Consider the following 24,722-nt stretch of genomic DNA (forward strand, 5'->3'; position numbering starts at 1 on the left):
CTATCTTAGTTCCTGCATACTAGGCTTCAACTTCTTGTATGAACACGCGGATCTTAAGGCGAAGCTAGAATAGTTGAAGTTCTTGAAGCTGAACATTTTCATGGAATTCATCGCAAGGCTGTGAGTGACCTACGGATTTGTTAGCAAATTTCCTTGTATAATGATTATTCCTTGCAGTTTCCTGTTTTGACCACTTGCTCGTACTGATGAATTCAAGGATGCCGAGGCAAGTAATGAGAGTAAGTTCCTTTTTGATCGTATCATATTCATACCTCCAATAGGCTTGGTACAAATAGACGACCGGCTTTCCGCGCCACTCAAAAAAACATATCCTTTCTATGGCTTCTTGACGAAGATGTTTCTGAAAACCATAGTAATCGAATCTATCTGGCTTGCCTCTTTCGCAATAACGTTCGAATGCATGTTTGGTCAAAATTACCTTCATGTCCTACCTCCTCATTTTTCGGGGCTTATGTATACATCCGACATCTTCTTTCTTCATTATGCAATTCTGAAAAGACATGTGGTTGTCTCGAATGTTTGTTCGTTTTAATTTTAGTTTACAATACGAAAAAAGCATGGTCTCTGCGAAAGAGGCCATGCTTCATATGGTTAACTATACATTCCCAACCATTCAACCAACTGACTCTTTAGAGAATCACGTACGGACTTTGGCTCTAGTATTTCTGCCGCGGGTCCATATTGCAGAATCCATCGAATGAACTCTTTCTCGTTATTCACGGTCACCTCAAAAATCATACTACCATCTTTTTGGTCTTTCATACGCGGGTGGACAAACAATTCTTCTTCTTTAATGTATCGAGCAACATCAGAATTAAAACGCACTTTGAATGTAATGTTCTTTTCACCCTGTTCAATCGACCACGTGTTTTTCAAATGCTTTTTTATGTTGAAGTCACCCTTGTCGAATGGCTCACTTGTAAGATCAACCTTCAGAAACCGACTGATTCGGAACGTTCGAATTTTCTGTTTCGAATGGCAAAAACCAATTAAGTAAAATCGTTGATCACGTGGTACAAGGTAATAAGGATCAATTTTACGCCCAGTAGTTTCATTACGAGATTGGGTATGGTATACAGTATCGATTGTTTTTTGATCTAAGATGGCTTGTATGATTGGCTGAAGGAAATTAGGGCTTTCTTTACGGTAAGCAGGCGTCCCCATCTGTATAATGCCAGTGATATCCTCGATAATACTGTTTTGCTGAGATTTTTCCTTACGATGAGTTGCCATTACTTTATCATATACAGTCTCAAAACCTGGCGGTAATTTGTCGAGATCTAATACTGAAGGCAGCAATGAAAAAACAAGCGCTTCCTGCTCGGTGAAATTGAGGGGATACATGAAAAACTTACCCATAAACCGATATCCAGTGCCTCTTCCTTCGTTGGTAACCGGTGCAATTAGAGTAACAATATCGATATCCCTGTAAATCGTGCGGATATTCACGTCGCATTTCAGAGCAAGGTCGGCTGCGGAAATTCCCGGATTTGCTTGAATCGCATTAATGATGTTAAAGATTCGTATGACTTTATCGATCATGATAATTCTCCTCTATATCGTGATACCTATCTATGAGGATTATGATTCGACAAGATCTAGCTCTTTCCTTCTTATTCAATTTCCGATGATTTTTCGTTGATTATCAAAGCCTTCATACTTGGGTTGATACATTAGATGTAAAAAGGCTTCAAAGTAGTTTAATACAAATATCCCCAATGAAGCATTAATGAATAGATCAACCCTTTTTGTGTTTTGTCTAATCCATTCACCAACCGTCTCTATTGAAATGTGTTGGCTAGCAAATTCAATATCATTTAAAATAGACTTAGCCAAGTTGCTTTGTGATCCCAGAGGATTGTAGTGCTGGCTTCTAAATCTCGCATCACTATTAGGACCAGCTTTACCGATTTTGAGAAAATGATCCTGATAAATAAAAGTATAGATGCCCATTTTCCCCGCCGGAAGACCGGATGGCTTATGAGGCATCCCTCTATCGACAATTTCAAGTTGGTCGTTTTCAATTACAGTTCCTGTTAATCGGATTGCTTCAATCATTTTTGCTCTTAGCTCCTGTATATTCAACATTTCAATCCTCCAAGTGTGTTTCTGACTGTATTCTATCTTAGTATACATGTTCAAAGTGCATCTATTTGACAGCGAATGTACGTTTCCATATAACATAAAAAATAACCCAAGCCATGCCTACTATAGTGTAGGATGAATCGGATTATGGAAAAGTAATTGGATATGTATAGGCAAGACCCAATCTGGTAATTTGGCATGTTGATACTTCACCCTACCGTTCTCAGCTTCAAGAACGATCTCCCCATTTAATGCACTGTTGTCGATGACGAGCAAGTCATTCACCAAATCCAAATGATTAAGCATTTTTTAATGGAAGAATGATGACGATGCAATATATCCTTAGAAGGGATGTGATGTCCTCCATTGCGAACTCAAATGGCAACACGCTCAATATTTAAATTCGGATCCCCTAGACCGAAATAAAAAAATGATACCCACATCAGATCGTTAATCACATAACGCAGCTTCATTCCGCAGTTAATGCATCCAACACTTTGGCAATGCTTTCTGGAATGATATAATTTGCTAGACCATCCATAGGCGTGGCGCTCTTATTAATCAATAGGAATTTTCGCCCTTCATATAACCGAATTAATCCTGCTGCTGGCTGAACGGTTAGAGAAGTACCTGCTACGATCAATACATCTGCTTGTTTAATATAGTCTGCCGCGCTTTCCAGCAGATCCATGTCCAAGCTTTCCTGATATAAAACCACATCGGGTTTAATGATCTCGCCACATCGCTGACATATAGGCACTTGGACACATGATTCAACGATTGACGCCAAAGGATATATCGTATGGCAACCCATGCAACGATTTCTTTGAACTGACCCATGAAGCTCCAGCACATTGATACTCCCAGCAACCTGATGAAGGCCATCGATATTCTGAGTTATGATGGCTCTAAGCTGCCCTCTCTGCTCAAGCTTCACTAATGCCTCATGAGCCGGATTAGGCCTCGCCTCAGGGTATATCATTTTAGATCTATAAAATTTATAAAACTCCTCCGTACGTTCCATGAAAAAATCACGACTTAATATATCTTCTGGAGTATACACCTCGTCCGTTCCAGCATTATACAATCCATCTGCGGACCGAAAATCAGGTATTCCACTCTCAGTGGAAGTGCCTGCCCCTCCGAAGAAAACGATATTGCTGCTTTCATTGACCATATTCTTTATTTCATTAAATTTCATGGCTAGCATCCTCTTCTACGTTCATTATTTCACCGACAAAGAACGTAAATGGTATCATTTACACGGTCACCCAAACAGATAATTCCCCATAATCTTCCACTGGTCCGAGCCGTCATAAATATTCATGACCGCCGTCAACTGCAACTTTACCACAAGTACATTTTTTATAGTCATGTAAGCTTGTGGACTCGATTTCACTTAAGCAATGTTTATAACGTATTGCGTTCCGGAGGATTTTTCTTCCCTTCACATGTTGTCCTCCTTTTAATTTTCTACAATTCTCTCAACAACTGTTTTCACTTTATGAATAATAAGTTGACATGGTGGCTAGAGCACCTCCCATCGAACCGTACTATTCTACTCTTACTAATGGATGTGTTTATCAATTATATCACGATGGTTATCAATAAATGTCTCCCTTAATCCAGAAGCTCGGATGAGCTCCCAACGCTTAACTACTGCACTAGTGTTTCGCAACTCGGCTGCCTTAATATTAATTCGTCTCTCCTGAAAGTCCTCCATTGTCTCCAAGACAGTATTTAATTGATTAGCGGTTTGAGGGAGTTTATGGAGCGACTTAAATAATAAAGGAAGTTTACCCATTCTTCGTCCGATCTCGGTTTTCGTCACCCTAATTAGTCTTTCTGACGTTTCGTTTAAGATCTCAATCGCTGATAATCGCACTTCTTCCGCTGTTTGTTGATCCCGGCCTTCCCAATTTATACGCCCCTGGTTCATTGTTACCTTAATTTTTGGGGGCGAGTGTTCCTGTAACCATTCTCGTTCTCGTCTATATAACCAAGAAAAAACAGACTGGTTCAAACCTCGAAGTTCGGATATCGAAGATTCACTATTATCCGCAATCAATCTTATCCACTTTTCTTTATAGTGCACGTTCTCCTGAATATCAATAGTATTTATTACAACTTTACTGATGGAGATCCTATTCAACACTGTTTTTGGATCACAACCAAGTAATCTCGCCTTTTCCCTAAGAGGCATATCAATCTTAGATACAGTTTGGAATCTTTCCTCCCATACTTCTCCAAAGCACTTTACACGGCCAATCTTAAACTGATCTTCGTCGGAATGATCTGGTCCTTTCCGCGAATATACATATCCACATTGACATGAGAATGTCCCCACGGGTAACCCAGTCTTGGAGCATCTCGTAATTTCACACAATGAAACTACTGACATCCTATAATGATTAGCAGCTTTATTGAGGCATGGCCATGGGCCTTGACCGAATGGTTCATAATTAGTTTTTCTACTCGTTATTATACTGGCCATACTTTCAATTGTTTGATTTAAGAAGCCAATAACCAATATATGGCGTAAAGGGTGGCAAGTAACACGGGGTTTCCGTAATAGTTTATGTAACCAGGTCGCATCTTGATCGAATTCAATGTAACATTGCAGATTCATTAAAAATTGAACGCCATAGAATCGATTAAATGCTGGAATGAGATCCGCCCACCTAATTCTTCCTGTATGATTTGCCAGATCCATATGCTGTAACCTAGAAACATAAAATCGATTGATTTCCTTTAATCCAAATGAGGGATATTCCGTATTCAAGAGGATATTAGTCTGCTTTGCAATAAACTGTAAATGACCCAAATCTCCAACAGGTAAATTAATTGGGATCGCACTATTGCTCAAAGCGTGTTCTAATGGTACGAATTTATGCTTGTTTCTTTGTTTGCTAAGTGCCACCCTTGATTTTAGCAGTGTACTATCATGCATATGGCATAAATAGACTCCCTCCACTTGATGAGATCTATGCCAGTAGGCTTCCCCATACTTTTCCCTATCCTCTTTCACACAGTTCGGACAATATTGAAGATTTTGCATCGGTGAGATCGTGGAGGCTGTTCTTCCTAGTAACATATTGACAGGAGAACTCTTGCCTAGCTCCATTACTTTCTTGATCTTTAATAATCTCTTTGTCGGAATGAAGGGACCGAAATATGGGATTATTGAATATTTTTGTATAAAGTCTTTCGATATATAGGGACTTCCTAGTGGCATTCTCAAAGACAGGTTACTAATATGGGAAGGAAACAAGATTGATGCACAAACAGAGGAATTTCCGAACAGTTCCTTCGTAGTCTCCTTATGGTTTTCATTCCCTGAATTCTGATGATATCGAGCAAAGGCACTATATAACAATTCATCCGGAAATAACGGCGGGAAAAATATCATACTGCTTCCTCCAATTGATTCAGCTATATTCATATTTTTCCCAGCATACCATTAAGTATTCAATTTCACTTTAAATGCATTAAAGTAGTGCGCCATTCTCTTGCAAGAAAATTAGGATATGATGATCGACTTCATCATCTCCGTTTAAATAATAGGATACGGATGTTTCTTTGAATTTATTAACCGAAACTTTAACCTTACCTTGTTCTACTAGTTTTGAATAATGACGAGGAATACTACGTATTAAAAATTGCTTTCGGGACTCGACAAATCTATCAATCTCTTGGTTCGAGGCTGGCAATTTGTCACGATAATAGTGCCTAAACCGATTGTGATCTTTTTTATCAAGTAAATTTAATATCGTGCCTCTCCTAATAGGTAAATGGTAATTGGGATCAATGCCTTCACCGGCCACTCTAATTTTTGCTTGCAAATCCAGATCTATTTCCTGAAAGTTTAGTTTTATACTATCTTGGCTTATCTTGCGAGGAATTTTATCTTCAAACCATTCCTTATCATTTCTCATAAACCAGCGGTACATTGATTCTGCGCTTCTCCTTATGTCAGAACGTTTTTGATATGTATTTTGCTCTAGAAGTCTACTCAAGTCCCGCCGCAATTTAGTTCGATATGTATCTATCTCAATGCCTGCAGCCATCTGATCTTGAGCATCAATGATTTCTTGTAAACCATAATCTTTTGAAACAACCTCCAGAATTCTCCGATTGTGGAATGAGACTTTGTATGAAGTCGGAGTACCTTTCAAAATCGTTGTTAGATTGCAGGATTCACAGTCATAACTTATTGAATAAGTACCTAATCTACCATTTACAATTTTTCGAATACAACTCTTAATCTTAGGAATGTTGCGATTCACACATTTAGAATTCTCACATGCCCATGGACCAACTCCAAACGGAATCTGTAATGATAACGAGTCCTGTGAGCTCATAAAATCTTTGAAGGACCCACATAAAAACCGTGCAAGAAGGAGATAAAAGCCGATAAAATTTGTCATCATCTCTCTATTTAGAATGGCGTTTTTAAAATAAACGCTCGAAAAATCCATATTGAGAATTATCAAATCAGGCGAATAAGAAGCAATCAAATCCGATAAGAGAGCTTTTTTCAAGTGTACGCCTGTTGAGGTGATATAACCCCTTTTAAATAATTGCTCTAAACACTTGAAGAATATCGTTTCGTTTGATAACTCATCATGTTTATCCCTTATAAAGATCATATCTTCTAACAGATCATATTGAAGTGTGATCCCTCTCTCATCTAGATTAACATGTTCAGAATTCATAGCATGTCCTAATTTACAAGATGCTGCCTGAAGCAGTTTTCCTGTTTCAACATTTCCATAATTACACTTACAAACTGGGCATTTGGTCAACAATCGCACATGATGTTTAGGACAAGAATGTAAGAAGGATACCTGGTGCAGACGGTGAACGTATATTTCTCCAAATTTCTGCTCATCCTCAATTACACATTCTGGACAATACTTTATCTCTGAAGATAAAATGGATTGAAAGCCCGTGTTTGGCTGTCCATTCGGGTTTCCTTGAGTATCGGAACCATACTTCATAATATGAAGCATTTTCCTATTCCTCTCTGAAGTAAAAAACGCCTTATACAACCCGTACCATGTATGTTCATAAAGAAGACTGTCTACGGTGAATTTATTTCCAATGGGCAGCCTCTCAAATAGTACATTTAATCTTTTGGGAAAAACGGTCTGTTTATATGAGCGAATTCCAAACAATTCATAACGGCTCTCATAAAATTCTACATTTACAGATCGAACATGGTATCTGAAAACAATACTCCTAATATCTTCATCAGGAAATGGTTCCGGAAACATTAGTAATCGAGACATCCACCTCCCACCTATCATTTAAGAGATAATTCCTAACAACTCATCCACATCTCTTATATAACCTTTTTCCTCGAGCGACTCTTCTGTAGTTAACCCTCTTTTATTGCCTAGTTGGACGACGTATCGAATATCGTCTAAATCCAGAACGGGCTTGATCTTTTTCGTATTTATTTTTTTAGGCAGTTCTTTAGGCAATTTATCTGTTGCTTCTGCCGTAAGATTCCCTTTTTCGATAACGAGTTGTGCCACCTGACCAAACATTAGGGAGATATCCCCCATTCCTTCGCTGGCATTATATACTTGATTAGCAAGATCCTCTGCAACAGTTGGTGATTGAACAAGATGTAAGGCAAATTCAGTCAACTTCTCTAACACCTCAACTTTATTTTTTTGCTGAAGTGCACGTGAATGATCTTCCGTTAGACTTCCATGTAGTTGAATCCGATGAGTGACTTCCTTAATATATCCGTTTAGGGGCATCCAGTCTGGTTTAACATCATCCAGATCTTTATAAGCTGTGGGGTCTCCTCCACGAATTCTTTCAAAAATGGGCTGTACTAAACCCAGGCTTATATCAGCTACTTCTCGAATACGAGCCACACTCATCCGCTCATTTCCTCCATTCACGATAGTTCTCGATTGGACATGGATGAACAGTTTGACCGCAAAATCAGGAATACCTGACGAGTAATAATACATCGCTTTCTTGATACCAGGCGTTATTTCGGTATATGTTTTTGTATACTGCAGCTCCCATAGATTTTCAATAAATTCATTCCATTCCCAGCTACTTTCTAACATATGACCTGAAATATTTTCCGCGTAGCCATTTGGAATCCCCCTTCGAGTATTCGCTAAAGAGTCTTTGAATAAGTACAATGCCTTGAAAGAACCAATAAGTATGGTCGGCACACCAAGTGTATTTACAAATTGAGTGATAAAATCGATCATGTCCTGTTCGCCACCAGAATAAGCCTTCTGAATCTTCTGAATCTCATCAATAACTAACACACCCAAATTAATTTGAGAGGCAACCTTAATAAGCCGCAGCACAAGCTTGTCGATAGTCCCGGGTTTTTCACCAAACTTTTCATAGTAATTAGTCCCCAGTAACTTGTCTACTTCAGCGTAAAAGCTTTTGCAGAATGTACCTACCGACTTGTTATAAGGACATTCGACCTTTAACCATACTAATTGAGTTTGAGGAAGAGGTCTTCCTAGATATTCACTGTGGTGTATCACCTGTGGAAACAACTGTGTTAGCATTCGTTCGTAAACTTGAGACTTCCCAAAGCCGTTAATTGCAATTTCTACAAGGCTTTGAGCAGTCTGAATATTTCCGGCTAAATTTGCACCATTCTCATCAGTGCCAGCTTTAAAAATCTCGTCCCAACCTATTGCAAATTGGCGATTATACATAGCATGCATAGGATTTCGCGATTGATAACCAATCTTAATCATCGTGTATAGGTTCCGATATTTATCATAATGAGTCGGTAATGGCAACCAGAAATCTGGTCTTATTTGTTGAACGAACTCCATACGATCTTCTGCACACATAGCATTGTACTTCTTATCCATCGGGGGTTCGGAAGAAAGAACGTCTATGAAGGTATCCACGTCGATCCTATTTGGTAATGATTCAATGAACGGATTCCCTTGATTCTTAGGATTGATTTGTTCTTTATACTCCGCCAGAATATGCGTTCCTTTTAATCCAGCTATGCTATTACTCATCCGATTCACTTCTCCTCCTTCTTTCATTATTTTTTCTTGAGAAAACAGCTTGGATGTCATTGTTATTAATAGGTGTTGAATATTCATCCTTCTCTTCAGCAGGAAAAGCGATTACATTCTTTTGAACTGATTGCTGATCGGCTCTCGATGCTGATACCGGATCACCTACATTGGTCATCGCATTCATAGCACCCCAAGTTTTGCTATCGGCATCTCTTGCCTCACGTTTATCTTGTTTCCTAGCGTAAAAACTCCTATCTTGTGTCGCTATTTTGGTCTTATTCGTTTCCTTTTTATCAAGATCGTCCGCAAAGGCATGCAACTCTGCCCGATGCTGCTTCTCTGCTTTTTCTTGGTCTTTGATCTGATCATTGCGGTACTCTATAATTTTTTCAAACTCAGTAAAGTGCAACCCTTCAAATTCCCTATATCTCCCAGTCAGAAAGCACTGAATGAGACCCTTTTTATGCTTTAGAAAAATACTACTGCAGTTTCTTGGATCAAAACTGACCTCAACATCGGTTTGCCCATCAATACCGTTCCCATTCCCCTCAAACCATCCCTCTTTGACTCCAAGGTTGGAAGTATAGCATAGATCCTTAAACTCAATCCCGAATCGTGTTACTTTTCCCTTTCCCCGAGGCAACAAATTATAACGGAGTTCATCTCTAGATTTCTCATGAAGGAGTCGTTTTCCTTTAGCCCAGTTCCAAACTTTTAAGGGTGTTAGTTCGACTTGATCAGCGAACATCTCTTTTGTAGGCAGATAATCCTTACTTAAAGCGCTCTTATTGTAAGTCATAAAGTAAATAATTAAGAAACGATTAAACTCTTCAATGGTCCATACAGATTTTCGAGCTGGATCTTTGTCTCCTCTTACAATTTGTTTTGCTTCTGTTGATCCAGACAATAACTGACGTATCGTTTCATTAGTGATATGAAAGTTAGCTTCTATAAATGGTTTCAGATCACCACGATAGGAAGGGGCATTCAGCACATCAACATTGAGATTTACAAACCTCTCTGACATTTGTGCTTTCAGTTCTCCTCGGTCACCAACCAGTTTTTTCGGCAAGAAGTGGCATGGCCACTCTTCTTCTCTAATATCAATTCCAAATCGGGCACAGTTCTCCACCTTGCTAGTTGCTGCATGTTCCATTGCTAGCATTGATTCAAACCAAGATTCAGAAGCCAGACTTGCATGGAAACCAGCCACAAACCTACTGAAAACATCCATTACCACATACAACGTTGGCTTACCTAATATTGTCTTACGGTCAAATGAAACCAAAATAATATCTGAACGTGTGGCATCCACCTCAAATACTGCACCTACGCAATTAGCTCTTTCTGTGGCATCCCCCTGCATCGGGCGAACATCCATGGTAGCTCTTCGTTTACCATGTTTATTTGAGTATCGATCAAAAGCAGTTGAATGATTGGTATACCAGTATCGAAATTGACGTAAACTTGGGCTTCGATCTGAATCTACCATGGGCACCCTTACGCCATACTTCCTGTAAAAACCACGATTATAAAGCGTTTCACACATTCTTTCGTGCGTAGTTGTAATATTCATTCCTTGCCGTTTATGAAAGATACGAATTGCGGATTTAAAGTTTTCTATATCCGCTTCCGTCACCAAATAACGATTTGAGGAAACAGGTCCAGGTTTATGCTTATATATCCGCTGCTCTCCTGGTACTCCACACTCAAAATAATTATCGAGCAATCCATTTATTGATTTACCGTAGAACCAAAATTTCTTTAAATAGTCTCTAATAACTTTTTTGGGCTTTCCAGAGGATAGATGAGCCATATTAATAAGCTTACCCCGTGATTTCGATATATAAATATCTGGTTCGACGTCAACTATATCTTTAATAATATCCCACCTGCGATTTCTATTAACTTTATACTTATCCAGATAATCTTCGCTCGGAGATGATAACCTCATATCTACTTCAAATTCCATTATTTTGCTTTTTCTGTTCTCTATTTCCTCAACTATTGATATGTATTTCATAATGAACGGATATGTCATATTTCGGTGATCTTTAATGTTCACAACTACTAAAAGTTCTTGTTCTTCATCAATCCATAACACACGAAGTATCTGTTCTGTCTCTAAGTTTTCATTCAACCTTTCAATGATTGAATTGACGACAATTAACATATTCTATTTCCTCCTAGGCTAAATGAATTGACTTTTGCGTATTTTCTAATGTATAAACAACTATCGGTTCGCTCTCCCTAATGATTCTGCTACTCATGTCGGTTCCCCACCTCTTATTTGCCAATAGATGTTGCAATATGAACATACAAGTCCCACGCACTAATGCGTAATCTTTATCTGTACGTAAACATAATTTTGTTAACGAGGTCTGTCCATTATCTTTTAGAAATACCTCAAGTAAACCATCTGATACTAATGTTATTAGTTCCTCATCCACACTAGGTCTTGTTTCAAGATATTTTGCTTCCGACAACCATTCAATGTTCTTTACAAGAGTAGCAGGTATTTTGTTTTCAGTTATAATACACCAGTCAATACCCTGCTCTGCAAAATAGATTCTTTCAATCTCAAAAAGCTCCAATGTACGACCGTCCAGTTTTTCACATGGTTTGATTGTTCTAATGACGTCTCGAGTTCCATCCTTCGTTTTGCATGTAAGCCTAAAATCAGTCGTCATAACCATAGGGGTACCGTCTATGTTCGCATGCTTAATACCGAGTTGTTTTGCTATCTCAATTGTCTTCTCGATTGGTAATAGGGGCCACTGTTCCCGAATATCTATCACGCCATCAAGCCACTCACAGTAATATAGATACTTCCGCTCATGATCCGATAAGGTGTGATGAATGCGTTCTGTTTTCCAGCCTTTATGCCGAGCTAGCCATCCCTCTGAAGCAATTTTATTATCATGCGCTTGAATAAATGGCGTATACTCCGACCCTATCCCCTGCCCTCTTCCTTTCTTAATATAATTTTCTTGTAATTTTGATAACCTCATACTGCGACGTGACATAATGTCTCTCCCCTTTCAAATTCATTCACATTTGAATATTCAATTGAAGGTTCAATCCCCCTAGAAAGCACTAATGGCTTCGCCCTTGAAAACTCAAGGACGAAGCCATTAAATTAGGTTGTTTACGCATAATCTTGCTGAAAAATAACTTGTTACTCTTACTTTTATTCCCACATGCTCATTCGAATAAACCTAAAGGAACTAACTCTAATGTTAAAGAACCAACTCTTGTGTAAAATCACTAACTATAATGTCTAGGCACTAACTATAATGTCATTGAACAAGCTTGGTACTCAGAAATACTCCCCTACTCCACAGTAACACTCTTAGCCAAGTTCCTAGGCTTATCGACATCATGCCCAAGCGCTAGCGAAGCATAATACGATAGTAACTGTAGCGGAATAACGGACAAAGCAGGTGTCAGCATCGGAAGCGTACGAGGGATCGCGAACTGGCGATCAACGGATTTCGCAACTTCTACCTCGTGGCCTTGGTTGATAATGCCCAGAACATCTGCACCACGCGCTTTTGTTTCTTTAATGTTGCTAAGCATTTTCTCGTAGAGGTCCTCTTGAGTCAACAGAGCGATAACAGGTGTACCTTCCTCGATCAACGCTAGCGTCCCATGCTTCAACTCGCCTGCCGCATAAGCTTCAGAATGGATATATGAGATCTCCTTCAGCTTAAGCGAGCCTTCCATAGCAACTGCATAGTCGATCCCGCGGCCGATGAAGAATAGGCTGCTGTGGTGGGAGATTGATTCCGCGACTTCCTTGAGCACTTCCGCTTGAGCCAGAATCTGCTGAACCTGATCAGGCAAAGACTCCATCGCCGTAAGGACGCTCGCTACTGATGCCTCATCCTGTGAACTCACTGTCTGTGCCCAATACAACCCGAACAGGAAGAAAGCAATTAACTGGGAAGAGTATGCCTTGGTCGAAGCCACCGCGATTTCCGGTCCTGCCAGCGTGATAATAACATCATCCGCTTCCCGCGCGACTGAGCTGCCCACCACATTAGTGATCGCAAGCACGTGAGCCCCGCAACGCTGAGCTTCACGAAGCGCCGCCAAAGTATCCGCAGTCTCCCCGGATTGGCTGACAACAATGACCAGCGTTTCTGGCGTAATAATAGGAGAACGATAGCGGTATTCCGATGCAACATCCGTCTCAACCGGAATGCGTACTAAGCTTTCGATTACATTTTTCCCAACAAGACCCGCATGCATCGCAGTCCCGCAAGCCACAATATGAACACGGTTGATGCCGCGCAGCTGCTCAGGGGTTATTTTCAACTCTGACAATACTACGGAACGTCCATCCTCACTGATCCGACCAAGCATAGTATCGCGGTAAGCCTTCGGCTGCTCATGAATTTCCTTGAGCATGAAGTGGTCGTAGCCGCCCTTCTCCGCCGTCATCAAATCCCAATCCACATGGAAAATTTCCTTGGCGATAGGGTTACCCTCGATCGATACCAATTCAACCTTGTCTCGAGTCAATATCGCCATTTCCCCATCATTGAGGATATAGATATCGCGAGTATGCTCCAGAATGGCCGGAATGTCGGATGCGATATACTTCTCTCCGTCGCCTACACCAATGATAAGAGGACTGGCATAACGCACAGCAACAAGGCGATCCGGCTCGAACTCCGTCAATACGCCAAGCGCGAACGCTCCACGCATTTTCTTCACGGCACGCTGAACTGCCTTAACGATATCCCCCTCATATTCCACCGAGATGAGGTGTGAGATGACTTCCGTATCCGTCTCAGATAAGAAACGATGCCCTTGATGCATAAGCTCTTCCTTAAGCTCAAGATAATTCTCGATAATACCGTTATGAACAACGGAAAATTTCAACGAATTGTCCGTATGTGGATGAGAGTTCAAATCCGATGGTTTACCGTGCGTTGCCCAGCGAGTGTGTCCGATTCCAACCGTTCCGCGCAACGGGTCCCCGCTCAAGCGATTTTCCAGGTTAACCAATCGACCTACCGTCTTGGTTACTTCTAGGCCTTGCTCCGTAAACACTGCAATGCCAGCCGAGTCGTACCCGCGGTACTCCAGCTTCTTCAGACCTTCGATCAGAATAGGCTGCGATTCTCTAAACCCGATATATCCAACGATTCCGCACATATTTATATAAGCCTCCGTTTTGGTTTCTTATTGTCCAAGAATCCAAAACCAAGCCGTACAAGCAGCATTAGCCGTATTCTAATAAGGGTTATTCCGTTTAACCCGAACATTTCCAACGACATGCCCGCGCACGGCTGGTTTAGATCCGCCGGACATCTCTCCATGATTACTCTTATTAACATCGCACACGGAATATTGTACGCCTGGTTGCCCTAAGCGCTTTGTCTTCCGATTGTCGACTCCGATGATAAGCCGGGAGGTCCCCGCCGAACATTCCGAACACCTCCACCTCGTCAACTTGCCCGATTCATGAGACACACTACCGAAGTTTATCGTACGGATCGCATTTCCGTTCCCGATCCATACCCTTCCTTAATGCTTCATGATCCGACAAGTTCTGGCGCTTTTCTTGCCTCTTCTCCCCTACCCTGCCCTTCCATTCCAGAATCTATTCCTTATCTTATTCGTTTTGAAAATGTGTTGCAACCTTTCTAAGACTATTTTCCCGGAAAAGACATAATCCAATAGCTTTTTCGAATCCACTGCCAACCCTCTGCATAGTTTGGGCTAACCCTGTTCAGCCTAGATGAGAGTTCGGATTATAAAAGGAGGTTCTGCCGAATGGCCGAAAAATCCATTCTCGCTTACTTCAACACCCCTGAAAAAGCTCAACAAGCCTTGGAGCAGTTAAAAGGGCTGCAGCTTATCGATTCCGCAATCGATCGTTTCGACGGTTATGCTGGAGACGGTGCGGATCGCATTCTTACTACGGGTGATATCCCCAGCTTAGGAGCGATGACGCTTAGCGGAACATTTGGAGACCGGGATGCAGGAATATTAGCCGCAACAAGCGTTAGTGCCAGCGGTTATAGCTCCGGAGGCTACGACAATCGGGTCAGCGGCAACGATATCCTGCTAACTGCCATTGTTGAAGAAGCGGATTATGATAAAGCGATGTCGATCGTACGGCAATCGGGAGCGCTTTAATCCAAAGAAAATGCGCCTGCATTTCAATCAGGGATCTGATTGGGATGCAGGCGCTTCTCTTAAACGCTCTAAACTAATTCCGTGCGAACGACTTCTACAATTGCCGCTACATGGCGTTCGATATCAGCTTTGTCCGGTCCCTCTGCCATTACGCGAATCAATGCTTCCGTACCCGATGGACGCACTAGAATGCGACCGTTGTCGCCTAGCGCCTCTTCTGCCGAAGCGACTGCCGCTGCGATAGCGACGTTGCCAGGATAACGGGATTTATCTGCTACTCGTACGTTCACTAGGACTTGCGGATACTTACGCATTATACGCTTCAGTTCTCCCAGCTTCATGCCTGAAGCAACAACGGTGTCCACCAGCTGTAACCCAGTCAGGATTCCATCTCCCGTCGTACTATGATCGAGGAAAATAACATGCCCTGATTGTTCTCCGCCAAGATTATAGCCTTCGTTAACCATCTCTTCCATCACGTAACGGTCACCGACCGCCGTCTTCGCCGTACGCAAGCCCAACGTTTCCGCAGCCTTGAAGAATCCGATATTAGCCATTACCGTTGTAACGACCGTGTCATGGGCAAGCTTGCCCGAACGTCTCATGGCATCTCCGCAAATGCAAAGGATATAATCGCCATCAACTTCCTCACCATTCTCGTCAATCGCGATTAAACGATCTGCATCTCCGTCGAATGCGAGACCAAGATGGGCTCCATGCTCCTTCACCTTCGCCGCGAGCAGTTCTGGATGTGTAGAACCAACGCCTGCATTAATATTTAAACCATCCGGCTCCGCTCCATATGCGATAACCTCTGCTCCTAGCTCACGGAACACCTCAGGTGCCAGTTCGTAAGCAGAACCATGCGCACAATCGAGGACAAGTTTGACACCGTCGAACGAATGCTCGACTGTTGTTTTCAAGTACGCAAGGTACTGAGACTTCAGAGTGAAATCTGTTGTGAAGGATCCAATACCGCCGCCAACTGGACGTGGAAGCGTATCATGCAGCGCATCCATTAAACGCTCAATCTCAGCTTCCGTCTCATCTAATAGCTTAAAGCCGTCTCCACCGAAAAATTTGATTCCATTATCTTCAACCGGATTGTGAGATGCCGATATCATAACGCCGGCGTCCGCTCCCAACACCCGGGTCAAGTAGGCTACAGCAGGCGTACTCACAACCCCTAGACGAACAACATCTGCTCCAATCGACAGCAACCCTGCAATCAGCGCGCTCTCCAGCATCGGACCAGATATCCGAGTATCGCATCCGATAAGCACCTTAGGACGTTCAACAGTTCCTGCAAGCACCACGCCGCCGCACCGGCCAATCTTATATGCCAATTCAGGCGTTAACTCCCGGTTTGCGACTCCCCGCACGCCGTCTGTTCCAAAATATTTTCCCATAAGTTACTTTTCTGCTCCTTCATTCTGCGCTTCCAATAAGTGATTTCGTTCCTTTACTGGTTGCTTGATGACGTATTCTTCGATCTATTCAACGACAACACCTTCATCGCCTTCCTCTTCAGGCGCGGCCGCAGGTACATCATTCGTGATCTCAACGGTAATGCTATTCGTTCCTCCAACCTGTTCCATGAACCGCTCCAGGTTAACGATAAGAGGTATGGTATGAGTACCCGGGCCCCTGCCGATGAGGTCGGCAATTACATCCACGTCTCCAGGCTGCAGACGATCCAGAATCGCCGGAGCCCCTTGAATGGTTATATCCGCTTTCCCCGTTGAAGGTTCGACAAACTTTACTATTAACCCCTCACCAAGCCCATTCCAGATAATCGGCAAGCCCTCTAATGACCTTGTAGCCGACAGGACGACAACAATACTAATCTCAATTTGCTTAGGTGAAACTTCAATAATAGGTGCTTCTATTTGCAGCGTAACCGCTAGCTTCCCTGAGTTCTTAACATTGGTGAGTTGAACGTCGACATTTAAGAATTCAAGCTTATCCAGTTCCTCCTGCGGGCCATATAAGGTCACCTGCTCGACATCCGGCTTAAAGGATTCGATACTGAGTCCTGCAGGAACGCGTCCGACTAATCGGAACTGAAGAGGAACCGTCTTGAATGGATTCGTGATCGGTATTTCAACTTCAAGGATTGCAGGTTCGATTATCACATTCTTGATGACCTTACCCGCCTCATCGAAGGCTTCCAGCTTAACACTCTTGTTCTTGAGCGTTTCCTTTGCACCTTCTACGGAGATTAATGCCCCTACTCTATGCACTTCGGCGATCTCATTCTTCGGCAATGTCACATGAACCCGATTGCTGGGCTTAACAATTGGCGTTCCGGCTTTGTATCCTTTGGCCGGGCTGCCGCTTGTCGTAATATCGACCTCGAATTCCTTCGTTTCAAGCGCTTGGATACTCACGCTAACGGATGAAGGTGTCATCTCCACAAACTGAATTCCCCTAGGCAAATCATACTGTAACTTCATTGTATGCGTTCCTTCGCCCACTGTTCGCAGATCCAGCCGGACCTCATAGCTTTCCGGAGCCGCAAGCAGATCGCTTCGTGATCCGCTGACCGTCAGCTTGACCGTTTGGGGCGCTAGATTGTTCAGGACGAAGCTGCGTTCATCCAATCCGTAAGGTTGAATCTTAACACTATTAATGACCTTAGTTTCAACCAGTGAAGACACGTTGTTCGGCGTAGAATCCGGATCAAAGTGTACAACCGCCCACATAAGAATACCGAGTCCGAGCGCAACCAGCTTAACGATTGTCGGGTGATTTAACCATTTATCCATGGCTATCACCATCCTTTCGCTTCCAGAACGCTTTCCACTCTGTACCCTTGGCTTTGAACTGCGGACGCAATTCCTCAAACAGCTTGGAGATAAGAGATTCTTCCTTAATATCCCGAACGATCTGTCCATTAAGAGCAAGCGTTATTTGTCCCGTCTCTTCTGAGACGACTACGGATATCGCATCGCAAACCTCAGTGATACCGATCGCTGCCCGATGGCGAGTACCCAACTCCTTGCTAATGAATGGGTTCTCGGATAAAGGCAAGTAGCAGCCTGCAGCCATGATCTGATCGCCTCGGATAATAACCGCGCCGTCATGAAGCGGAGTGTTGGGAATAAAGACGTTGCTTAACAGCTCCGAGCTAAGCTTAGACTGCATCTTGATGCCTGACTCAATGTAATCGTTGAGTCCCGTGTATCTTTCAAACACAATTAACGCTCCGATTTTGCGAAGCGCCAAATAATTAACGGATTTCATGACTTCACTGATTCGTTGGCTGACATCCTGTTCCTCTGGTGAAGAACGCATGAACAGCTTGCCTCGTCCGAGCTGCTCGAGTGCTCTTCTTAGCTCCGGCTGAAAAATGATCAGAACGGTAACAATTCCGAAGGTGAAAATCTGGTTCATCAGCCATTTCAGCGTATACAAATTAAGCCATGTACTTAGAGCCCACGTAATGACCAGAAGAAAGATACCCCGCAGCAGTTGAACCGCCCGAGTACCTCGTATCATTATAATGAGCCTATAGATAATGTAGCTTACAACAAGTACATCGATGATATCTTTAATGGAGTTTTGTAGTGTCAGCCCGGCAAAATAGTCCAAGACGCTTGCCCCCCGTCCCGGCGCTGGATTAGTTGTGACGATTATTGTCGAAAAAGTAAATTGCTTCTCTTTATTATCTTTCTCTACTCTTGCCCAGAAATCCTGTTCATTTCACAAAAAAAACCTCTCTCTTGTCCAGAGAGGTTTTTCTGCTCAATCCGGAACGCCTGATGCCTTATGCCGAATGCCGTCGAAGCTTGTTAGGAGCCGTAGGTCAGCGTCCCGAAAAAGTTGCTCACTTTGTACCACAGCCAATCCACCGCACGATCTATGGTCTTAATTTCACCCGCTATGTGTGCAGTTGATGCTAATGGGATCAGATTGCCATCGATAACGGTCAAGTTACCATCCAGATCACCGAGCACCTGAACTGTCCCATTCACGACGGTCAGATTACCGGAAACCTTCTGGCCCTCAGGAACGATAACCTTATTGCCTTCAATAATAACATGCTCTAGATCAGGACCCGAAACGGATAGCTGCGTTTCCTGATTCCACATAGCCACGAAGCTTGATAACATGACAACCATAAATATCGCAGCGGCAGATACCGCTGGATGACGACGAACCCAGGAAGTCCATGCGGACGGACGACGCGACTTAGGCAGCGAGCTCATAATACGATTACCTAGCAGTGAGGGTGCCGCCTCTACAGGAAGAGCCCTTATGAGCGCATCCGTACGGGACAGCGCTTCAAGGTGAGCTTGGCATAACGGGCACTGGTGCAGATGCTCTTGCAGCCGCTTGATATCCTCTCGCGCCAAATCACCATCTAGATAATCATGTATGAACACGACGGCGACGTTACACTTCATATCTGCCATCCCTTTCCTCAGTGGAGACATGTACTCCACAACAATACTTCTATACAGTACGTGAGTTATTGCGGCGCGGTTTCACTTATTTCGATTAAAAATGAAACACTAAAGCTTATGCTCCAGCTTCTTACGCAAAAATTCACGTCCGCGATGCACGCGGGTTTTTACAGTTGTAACAGGTATTTCGAGGACATCCGATATTTCCTGAAGCGACATATCCTGTAAGTAGCGTAAAATCATAATCGATTTATATTTCACGGGTAATGTCGCAATCGCTTCGTGAATAAGCTTCTGAGTCTCCGACAGAAGAAGCTCAGTCTCCGGAGTCTTGTCATCGCTTGGCATCATGGCATAGCCGTCCAAGCCCTCATGATCTGACGATTCCGCATCAAGTGAATACACCGCGCGTCTTTGTCTGAGCCGGTCGATACATAGATTGGTTGCGATACGATAGATCCACGTGGAGAATTTATGATTCTCATCGTACCGATCCAGATTTTTATATACTCTGAGGAAGGCTTCCTGTACAACATCCTCAGCCTCCTGACGGTTGCCCGTCATCCGGTATGCGAGGTGGAATAGCTTGTCCTTATAGATATCCACAATTTCCGCGAACGCACGCTGATCCCCTTTGCGGGCCAACCGCGCCAATCGCGTCTCTAATGGCTTCAAAGTCACTTCTCACCTTCCTTACCGACTGCCGCAGCTTGCTGCGGTTTACCTTGCGCCGCCATGATCCCCGCCATAATGAGCCCGATACCTGCCCCTTGCCATACGCTCAGCGGCTCATCCAAGAGGATGAATGCCGCGACAACCGCAGCTGGCAGCTCCATCGAGCCGAGCAATGCAGCCAAGCCGCTGCCCATCTTGGGTATTCCATAACTAAAACAGAAAAAGGGAAATGCAGCCCCGAACAACCCAAGTAAAAGTCCCCATCCGAGTAATTCCCCTTCAAAGCTCCAGTCGAAAAAGCTTGCAGCCTGGAGTATCATCACAAAAGCCAGAGACACCGTTGCCATAACTGCTGATTTTGCGATGGAGTCTAGATGTATCGGGAGAAAGCCAGTTAGAAAGAAAAATAAACTGTATGTACCCGCCGACAGTAACCCGAAGACGATTCCCAAACCATTTATCTGACTAAAGTCTTGCTCCAAGAGCCCGACTGCAAGAATTGTTCCTGCCGCAATACAAACGACTGCGATCCATTCTTGTTTAGTCGGCCGCTTACGCTTGCGAATGCTTTCTAGCAAGATCGTAATCCACGTATATTGAAAAAGCAAGACAATACCTAGAGATGCATCCAACCGGGCCAGCGCCTCATTATAAAATACAGTGGTAAGCGAAAGACCCACGATACCGATCACGACTAACATGAGCCAAGCTCTCCATGTGCTCGTGAGGGAGGGTGCTCCTCGTCTCAGTCTCGTTAAGCCAAGCGCAAGCCACAATAAAACGGCACCGGATAAAACTTGATGGAAAGTGAGATGCTTTACGCTCCAGCCATCTGTTATAGCCAGTTTCAAAGCAACTGTTGCGAGCCCATAGCTCGCTGCACCTAGTAGAACCAATACAATAGGCCACAAACGACTCGATCTATTCATGCAATACCTGCTTTCTTGCACAAAAGGACCCAGGTTATAACCCGGGCCCTCCTTTCATTCCTTTGTTAACCAGTATTGCGAAGGCCTGCAGCAATTCCGTTAATCGTAATGAGTACTTCACGAAGAAGATCCGCATCATCTTGGTTATCCGCCCGTAAATTCCGCAATTCCGTCAAAAGCTGTACTTGCATATAGCTCAGCGGGTCGACATATGGGTTGCGAAGTCGGATAGACTCTTGGATGACGGGGACATTGTCCAGAATATCTGCTTGCCCGGTAATGGACAGAATCATCTCTTTGGTCTTTGCAAATTCCTCTTCGATTAGCGTGAATATACGATTCTTAATCGCTTCATCCTCGATCATTCCCGCATATTGTCCAGCTATGATGAGATCGGCTTTACCAAGCGCCATCTGAAGGTTGTCAACAAGGGAACGGAAGAATGAATATTCGCGGTACATCGTCCGCAAGATTTCTAGACGTTCATTATCACCGTTAACGTAAGCTTCGAAGGACGTACCCGCAGCATACCATGCCGGAAGCAAGTAACGGCTTTGAGTCCAAGCGAACACCCATGGAATGGCACGAAGATCCTCGAACTTATCGCTGCCTTTGCGCTTAGATGGACGAGAGCCGATGTTCAGCTCTCCTACCTCAGGCAACGGAGTCGATTCCTTGAAGAAGGTCATGAAATCCGGGTCGCGGAAGATCAGATCCTGATATTTGGTTTGAGCATCTATCGATATTCCACGCATAATTTCTTCCCACTGCGATTCCGTTGTTTTCTCCTGGGCAGGGTAGCGAGACAGATACGCTCCCGTAATGAGTGCGCCCGTTGCTTGCTCTAAGCTGCGGTAAGCAATACCCTTCATGGAGTAACGGGAGGATAACACTTCGCCCTGCTCCGTAATTTTAATACCTCCGCCTATCGTTTGCGGCGGCTGAGCAAGAATACTGCGATTAAGCGGCATTCCGCCGCGTCCAAGCGCACCTCCGCGTCCATGGAAGAATTTCAATCGAACGTCGTGTGCCTTAGCGGTCTGGGTCAGGTCATTAAGGGCAACGCGCAGCTCCCAGTTCGCTGTGACCATTCCGCCATCCTTATTACTGTCGGAATAACCAAGCATGATCTCGTGCAGGTTACCCATTGCTGCTACACACTCACGATAGATCGGAAGCTTGAACAAGGTTTCCATGATCGCCGGAGCCTCGTGCAAATCATCAATCGTCTCGAATAAAGGAGCGGCTTGAATCGTGCTCGTAATCGAGCCATCTTCATTGCGGCGGAATAATCCGGCTTCTTTAGCGAAGACCATCACCTCTAGAAGGTCGCTTGCTCCCCGTGTCATGCTGATTAGATAACTAGTGATACATCCGACTCCGAATTCTTGTTGCGCCTTATAGATCGTACGATAAACTTCCAAGCACTCCTTGCTCGAGTCGCTTAGCTCTGTCGTTTCGTTAATTAAAGGCCGCATATCTTCAAGCAATCCATGCAAGAGCTCGATCTTCTCCTCTTCGGTAAGCGCAGCGTAGTTATCCGACACTCCCGATTTAGCAAGCAATTCCTTCATCGTATTCTCATGCTCTTGGCTATGCTGACGAACATCCAAAGCCGCTAGATGGAATCCGAATAGCTCCACTTGGCGAATAAACTTCTTCAGATGCGTATTCGCTACATAATCCGCAAAATGATGACGAAGGCTCTCATCAATAAGCTTAAGCTCGTTAATCAAATCAGCTACTGTATGATAACGCTGATTAGAATCCTTGAACTCTTCTTCTCTCATATTCTGCAGCTTCTGAAGCATGTAGGTTAATTTAATTCGATAAGGTTCCTTCTCATTCGTCCACTTTTCAACCGTGCGAAGTTCCACATTGGCTTTATCTTCTTCAATTGAACGAGTAAACTCCTCAGTCACGCTGATAATAGTCGTGCTGAAGCTCATCTGACGCATGAGAGAACGAATGATGTTCTCATACTTATAGATAACCAGATTGCGCTGCATGTTAAGCGTCTTCCAGGTTATCTCGGCAGTCACGGATGGGTTGCCATCGCGGTCGCCGCCAATCCAAGAACCGAATCTCAAGTATGTCGGCACATGCCACATTACTTCCGGATAATACTTCTGCAGCACTCGTTCCAGCTCTTCGTATACATCCGGCAGAACTTCGAACAAGGTTTCATGGAAGAAATACATTCCGTTACGAACCTCGTCAAGGACCGTCGGCTTACGATCGCGCAGCTCATCCGTTTGCCATAAAGTAAGGACTTCGTTAAGCAGCTTCTCACGAAGCTTCTCACGCTCACGGTACGTTAATGTAGGATTGTCGAGCTCCATTACCTCATCCGCAATCCGTTTGTGAATATCGAGTACGGCGCGACGAGTCGCTTCCGTTGGATGAGCGGTCATCACAAGCTCAAGTGAAATATCCGCCAGCATGTCCTGCACTTCATCAATCGACAGCTTCTTATCCTTAATATCCTGTATAACGCTTTCTATAGAACCCGGCTGCACTGCTTCGCCGGTGGAACGCTCATAATCACGTTTCCTGCGAATACGATGATTCTGCTCCGCAATATTAACCAGTTGAAAGTAAATAGCGAAAGCACGAATGACCTGATGCCTAATTCCCGGCTCCAGAGTTTTAATGGTGTTAATGAAATCTTCGTACAGCTCCGGCAAATACTCTGCACGCAATGCCTTACTCATTTCCCGGATCTTCTCAACATGTTCCAGCAGCTCCCGACCACCCTGATGCACGAGCACTTCTCCCAGAATGTTACCTAGAAAGCGCACATCTCTACGCAGCAGATGGTTGGACGAGGAACGTTGGCTCGCAGCCAATTCCGTCATCTCTCTCACCCCAAACCTACATTTCAACATAAAAAGCTCTTCCTATTATCATACTACATTGACCGCTGAAAATCTTCTTTTTCTTCATTTAGCAACTTTGATAACTTCTGGTTTCATATCCAGCTTTAATGGTGTAAATAATCATTAGAATAGCCTACCATGTTTTAGCCATAATTAAACACTTAAGGGGAGCGGTTGAAAATGAAAAAAAGAAACCATAGTAAGCTGCGTAATTACTTGATCCTGCTTACATTAGCCACTACGATGATGATGGACACGAGTGAAGCTGCTGAAATAGATTTTAGCGGTCATTAACTATGCTAATAACTAATCCTATGAATTTACATACAACACTGTCTTATAACAAACTGTCAACACAGAATATTCACCTTAAAACATTACGCTTTATAGGAAAAAGCCCTACAAATGTAGGGCTTCAGATCGTCGAGAAACCCCCGTCTCTTGAGACGTAGGGGTTTCTCTTCATTTTTGGAGAGGGGATCATTAAAATCCGAGGGGGATATTACCCTAATTCCCTCCTTTCGAGTTGGAGGGCAATCT

The 24,722-nt window shown here is 43.5% G+C and carries 20 protein-coding genes; 1 reads left to right on the top strand and 19 read right to left on the bottom strand.

The window, feature by feature from the left end; translation table 11 throughout:
• Positions 1 to 64: 64 nt before the first annotated feature.
• The 12 genes from ACESLK_RS01825 to glmS all read right to left on the bottom strand — a co-directional run bounded on the left by ACESLK_RS01825 (position 65) and on the right by glmS (position 14,303).
• The gene (locus ACESLK_RS01825; protein WP_372661301.1) at positions 65 to 445 is read right to left on the bottom strand and encodes a hypothetical protein; all 381 of its coding nucleotides are present in this window, start codon (positions 443 to 445) and stop codon (positions 65 to 67) included.
• Between the two features lie 167 nt (positions 446 to 612).
• A complete protein-coding gene (locus ACESLK_RS01830) occupies positions 613 to 1,563 on the bottom strand; it encodes a helix-turn-helix transcriptional regulator (protein WP_372661303.1) in 951 nt (316 codons plus the stop codon).
• Positions 1,564 to 1,638: 75 nt separating this feature from the next.
• Entirely contained in the window at positions 1,639 to 2,109 is a 471-nt protein-coding gene (locus ACESLK_RS01835) for a hypothetical protein (protein ID WP_372661307.1), read from the bottom strand.
• 120 nt (positions 2,110 to 2,229) lie between these two features.
• Entirely contained in the window at positions 2,230 to 2,412 is a 183-nt protein-coding gene (locus tag ACESLK_RS01840; RefSeq protein ID WP_372661310.1) for a hypothetical protein, read from the bottom strand.
• A 163-nt stretch (positions 2,413 to 2,575) separates the two neighbouring features.
• A complete protein-coding gene (locus ACESLK_RS01845; RefSeq protein ID WP_372661313.1) occupies positions 2,576 to 3,307 on the bottom strand; it encodes an NAD-dependent protein deacylase in 732 nt (243 codons plus the stop codon).
• Between the two features lie 112 nt (positions 3,308 to 3,419).
• Positions 3,420 to 3,557: a DUF7695 domain-containing protein gene (locus ACESLK_RS30100; protein WP_483862613.1), complete on the bottom strand. Its 138-nt coding sequence runs from the start codon at positions 3,555 to 3,557 to the stop codon at positions 3,420 to 3,422.
• 116 nt (positions 3,558 to 3,673) lie between these two features.
• The gene (locus ACESLK_RS01850) at positions 3,674 to 5,548 is read right to left on the bottom strand and encodes a TnsD family Tn7-like transposition protein (RefSeq protein WP_372661316.1); all 1,875 of its coding nucleotides are present in this window, start codon (positions 5,546 to 5,548) and stop codon (positions 3,674 to 3,676) included.
• A gap of 46 nt (positions 5,549 to 5,594) precedes the next feature.
• Positions 5,595 to 7,397 carry a TnsD family Tn7-like transposition protein gene (locus ACESLK_RS01855; protein WP_372661319.1) on the bottom strand — a complete coding sequence of 601 codons (1,803 nt, stop codon included), beginning with the start codon at positions 7,395 to 7,397 and terminating at the stop codon, positions 5,595 to 5,597.
• Positions 7,398 to 7,415: 18 nt separating this feature from the next.
• Complete coding sequence (locus ACESLK_RS01860) at positions 7,416 to 9,161, bottom strand: AAA family ATPase (protein WP_372661322.1); 1,746 nt, start codon at positions 9,159 to 9,161, stop codon at positions 7,416 to 7,418.
• On the bottom strand, positions 9,127 to 11,310 hold the full coding sequence (locus tag ACESLK_RS01865) for a transposase (RefSeq protein WP_372661325.1): 2,184 nt from the start codon (positions 11,308 to 11,310) through the stop codon (positions 9,127 to 9,129). Before ACESLK_RS01865 ends, ACESLK_RS01860 begins: the two co-directional genes overlap by 35 nt.
• A gap of 13 nt (positions 11,311 to 11,323) precedes the next feature.
• Positions 11,324 to 12,163 (bottom strand): TnsA endonuclease N-terminal domain-containing protein, encoded by an 840-nt coding sequence (locus ACESLK_RS01870; protein WP_372661328.1) that lies wholly within the window; start codon positions 12,161 to 12,163, stop codon positions 11,324 to 11,326.
• Positions 12,164 to 12,470: 307 nt separating this feature from the next.
• A complete protein-coding gene (gene glmS, locus ACESLK_RS01875; RefSeq protein ID WP_372661331.1) occupies positions 12,471 to 14,303 on the bottom strand; it encodes a glutamine--fructose-6-phosphate transaminase (isomerizing) in 1,833 nt (610 codons plus the stop codon).
• A gap of 621 nt (positions 14,304 to 14,924) precedes the next feature.
• On the opposite strand from glmS, the gene ACESLK_RS01880 reads away from it, so the two are divergent.
• Positions 14,925 to 15,290, top strand: coding sequence for a hypothetical protein (locus tag ACESLK_RS01880; RefSeq protein ID WP_372661334.1), 366 nt, complete (start codon positions 14,925 to 14,927; stop codon positions 15,288 to 15,290).
• 68 nt (positions 15,291 to 15,358) lie between these two features.
• On the opposite strand, the gene glmM is transcribed toward ACESLK_RS01880, so the two are convergent.
• The 7 genes from glmM to ppc form a co-directional block, all read right to left on the bottom strand.
• Entirely contained in the window at positions 15,359 to 16,699 is a 1,341-nt protein-coding gene (gene glmM, locus ACESLK_RS01885; RefSeq protein WP_372661337.1) for a phosphoglucosamine mutase, read from the bottom strand.
• A gap of 84 nt (positions 16,700 to 16,783) precedes the next feature.
• Complete coding sequence (locus ACESLK_RS01890; RefSeq protein WP_372661340.1) at positions 16,784 to 18,058, bottom strand: CdaR family protein; 1,275 nt, start codon at positions 18,056 to 18,058, stop codon at positions 16,784 to 16,786.
• Positions 18,051 to 18,884, bottom strand: coding sequence for a diadenylate cyclase CdaA (gene cdaA, locus ACESLK_RS01895; RefSeq protein ID WP_372661343.1), 834 nt, complete (start codon positions 18,882 to 18,884; stop codon positions 18,051 to 18,053). Before cdaA ends, ACESLK_RS01890 begins: the two co-directional genes overlap by 8 nt.
• Positions 18,885 to 19,084: 200 nt before the next feature.
• Entirely contained in the window at positions 19,085 to 19,708 is a 624-nt protein-coding gene (locus ACESLK_RS01900; RefSeq protein WP_372661345.1) for a zf-HC2 domain-containing protein, read from the bottom strand.
• A gap of 99 nt (positions 19,709 to 19,807) precedes the next feature.
• Entirely contained in the window at positions 19,808 to 20,374 is a 567-nt protein-coding gene (gene sigW / locus ACESLK_RS01905) for an RNA polymerase sigma factor SigW (RefSeq protein WP_372661400.1), read from the bottom strand.
• Positions 20,375 to 20,376: 2 nt separating this feature from the next.
• The gene (locus ACESLK_RS01910) at positions 20,377 to 21,303 is read right to left on the bottom strand and encodes an EamA family transporter (protein ID WP_372661348.1); all 927 of its coding nucleotides are present in this window, start codon (positions 21,301 to 21,303) and stop codon (positions 20,377 to 20,379) included.
• 65 nt (positions 21,304 to 21,368) lie between these two features.
• Positions 21,369 to 24,161, bottom strand: a complete 2,793-nt coding sequence (ppc, locus tag ACESLK_RS01915; RefSeq protein WP_372661351.1) for a phosphoenolpyruvate carboxylase — start codon at positions 24,159 to 24,161, stop codon at positions 21,369 to 21,371.
• Positions 24,162 to 24,722 lie beyond the last annotated feature (561 nt).

It is taken from the genome of Cohnella sp., assembly GCF_041640265.1.
In the GTDB taxonomy this organism is placed as follows: Bacteria; Bacillota; Bacilli; order Paenibacillales; family Paenibacillaceae; genus Cohnella.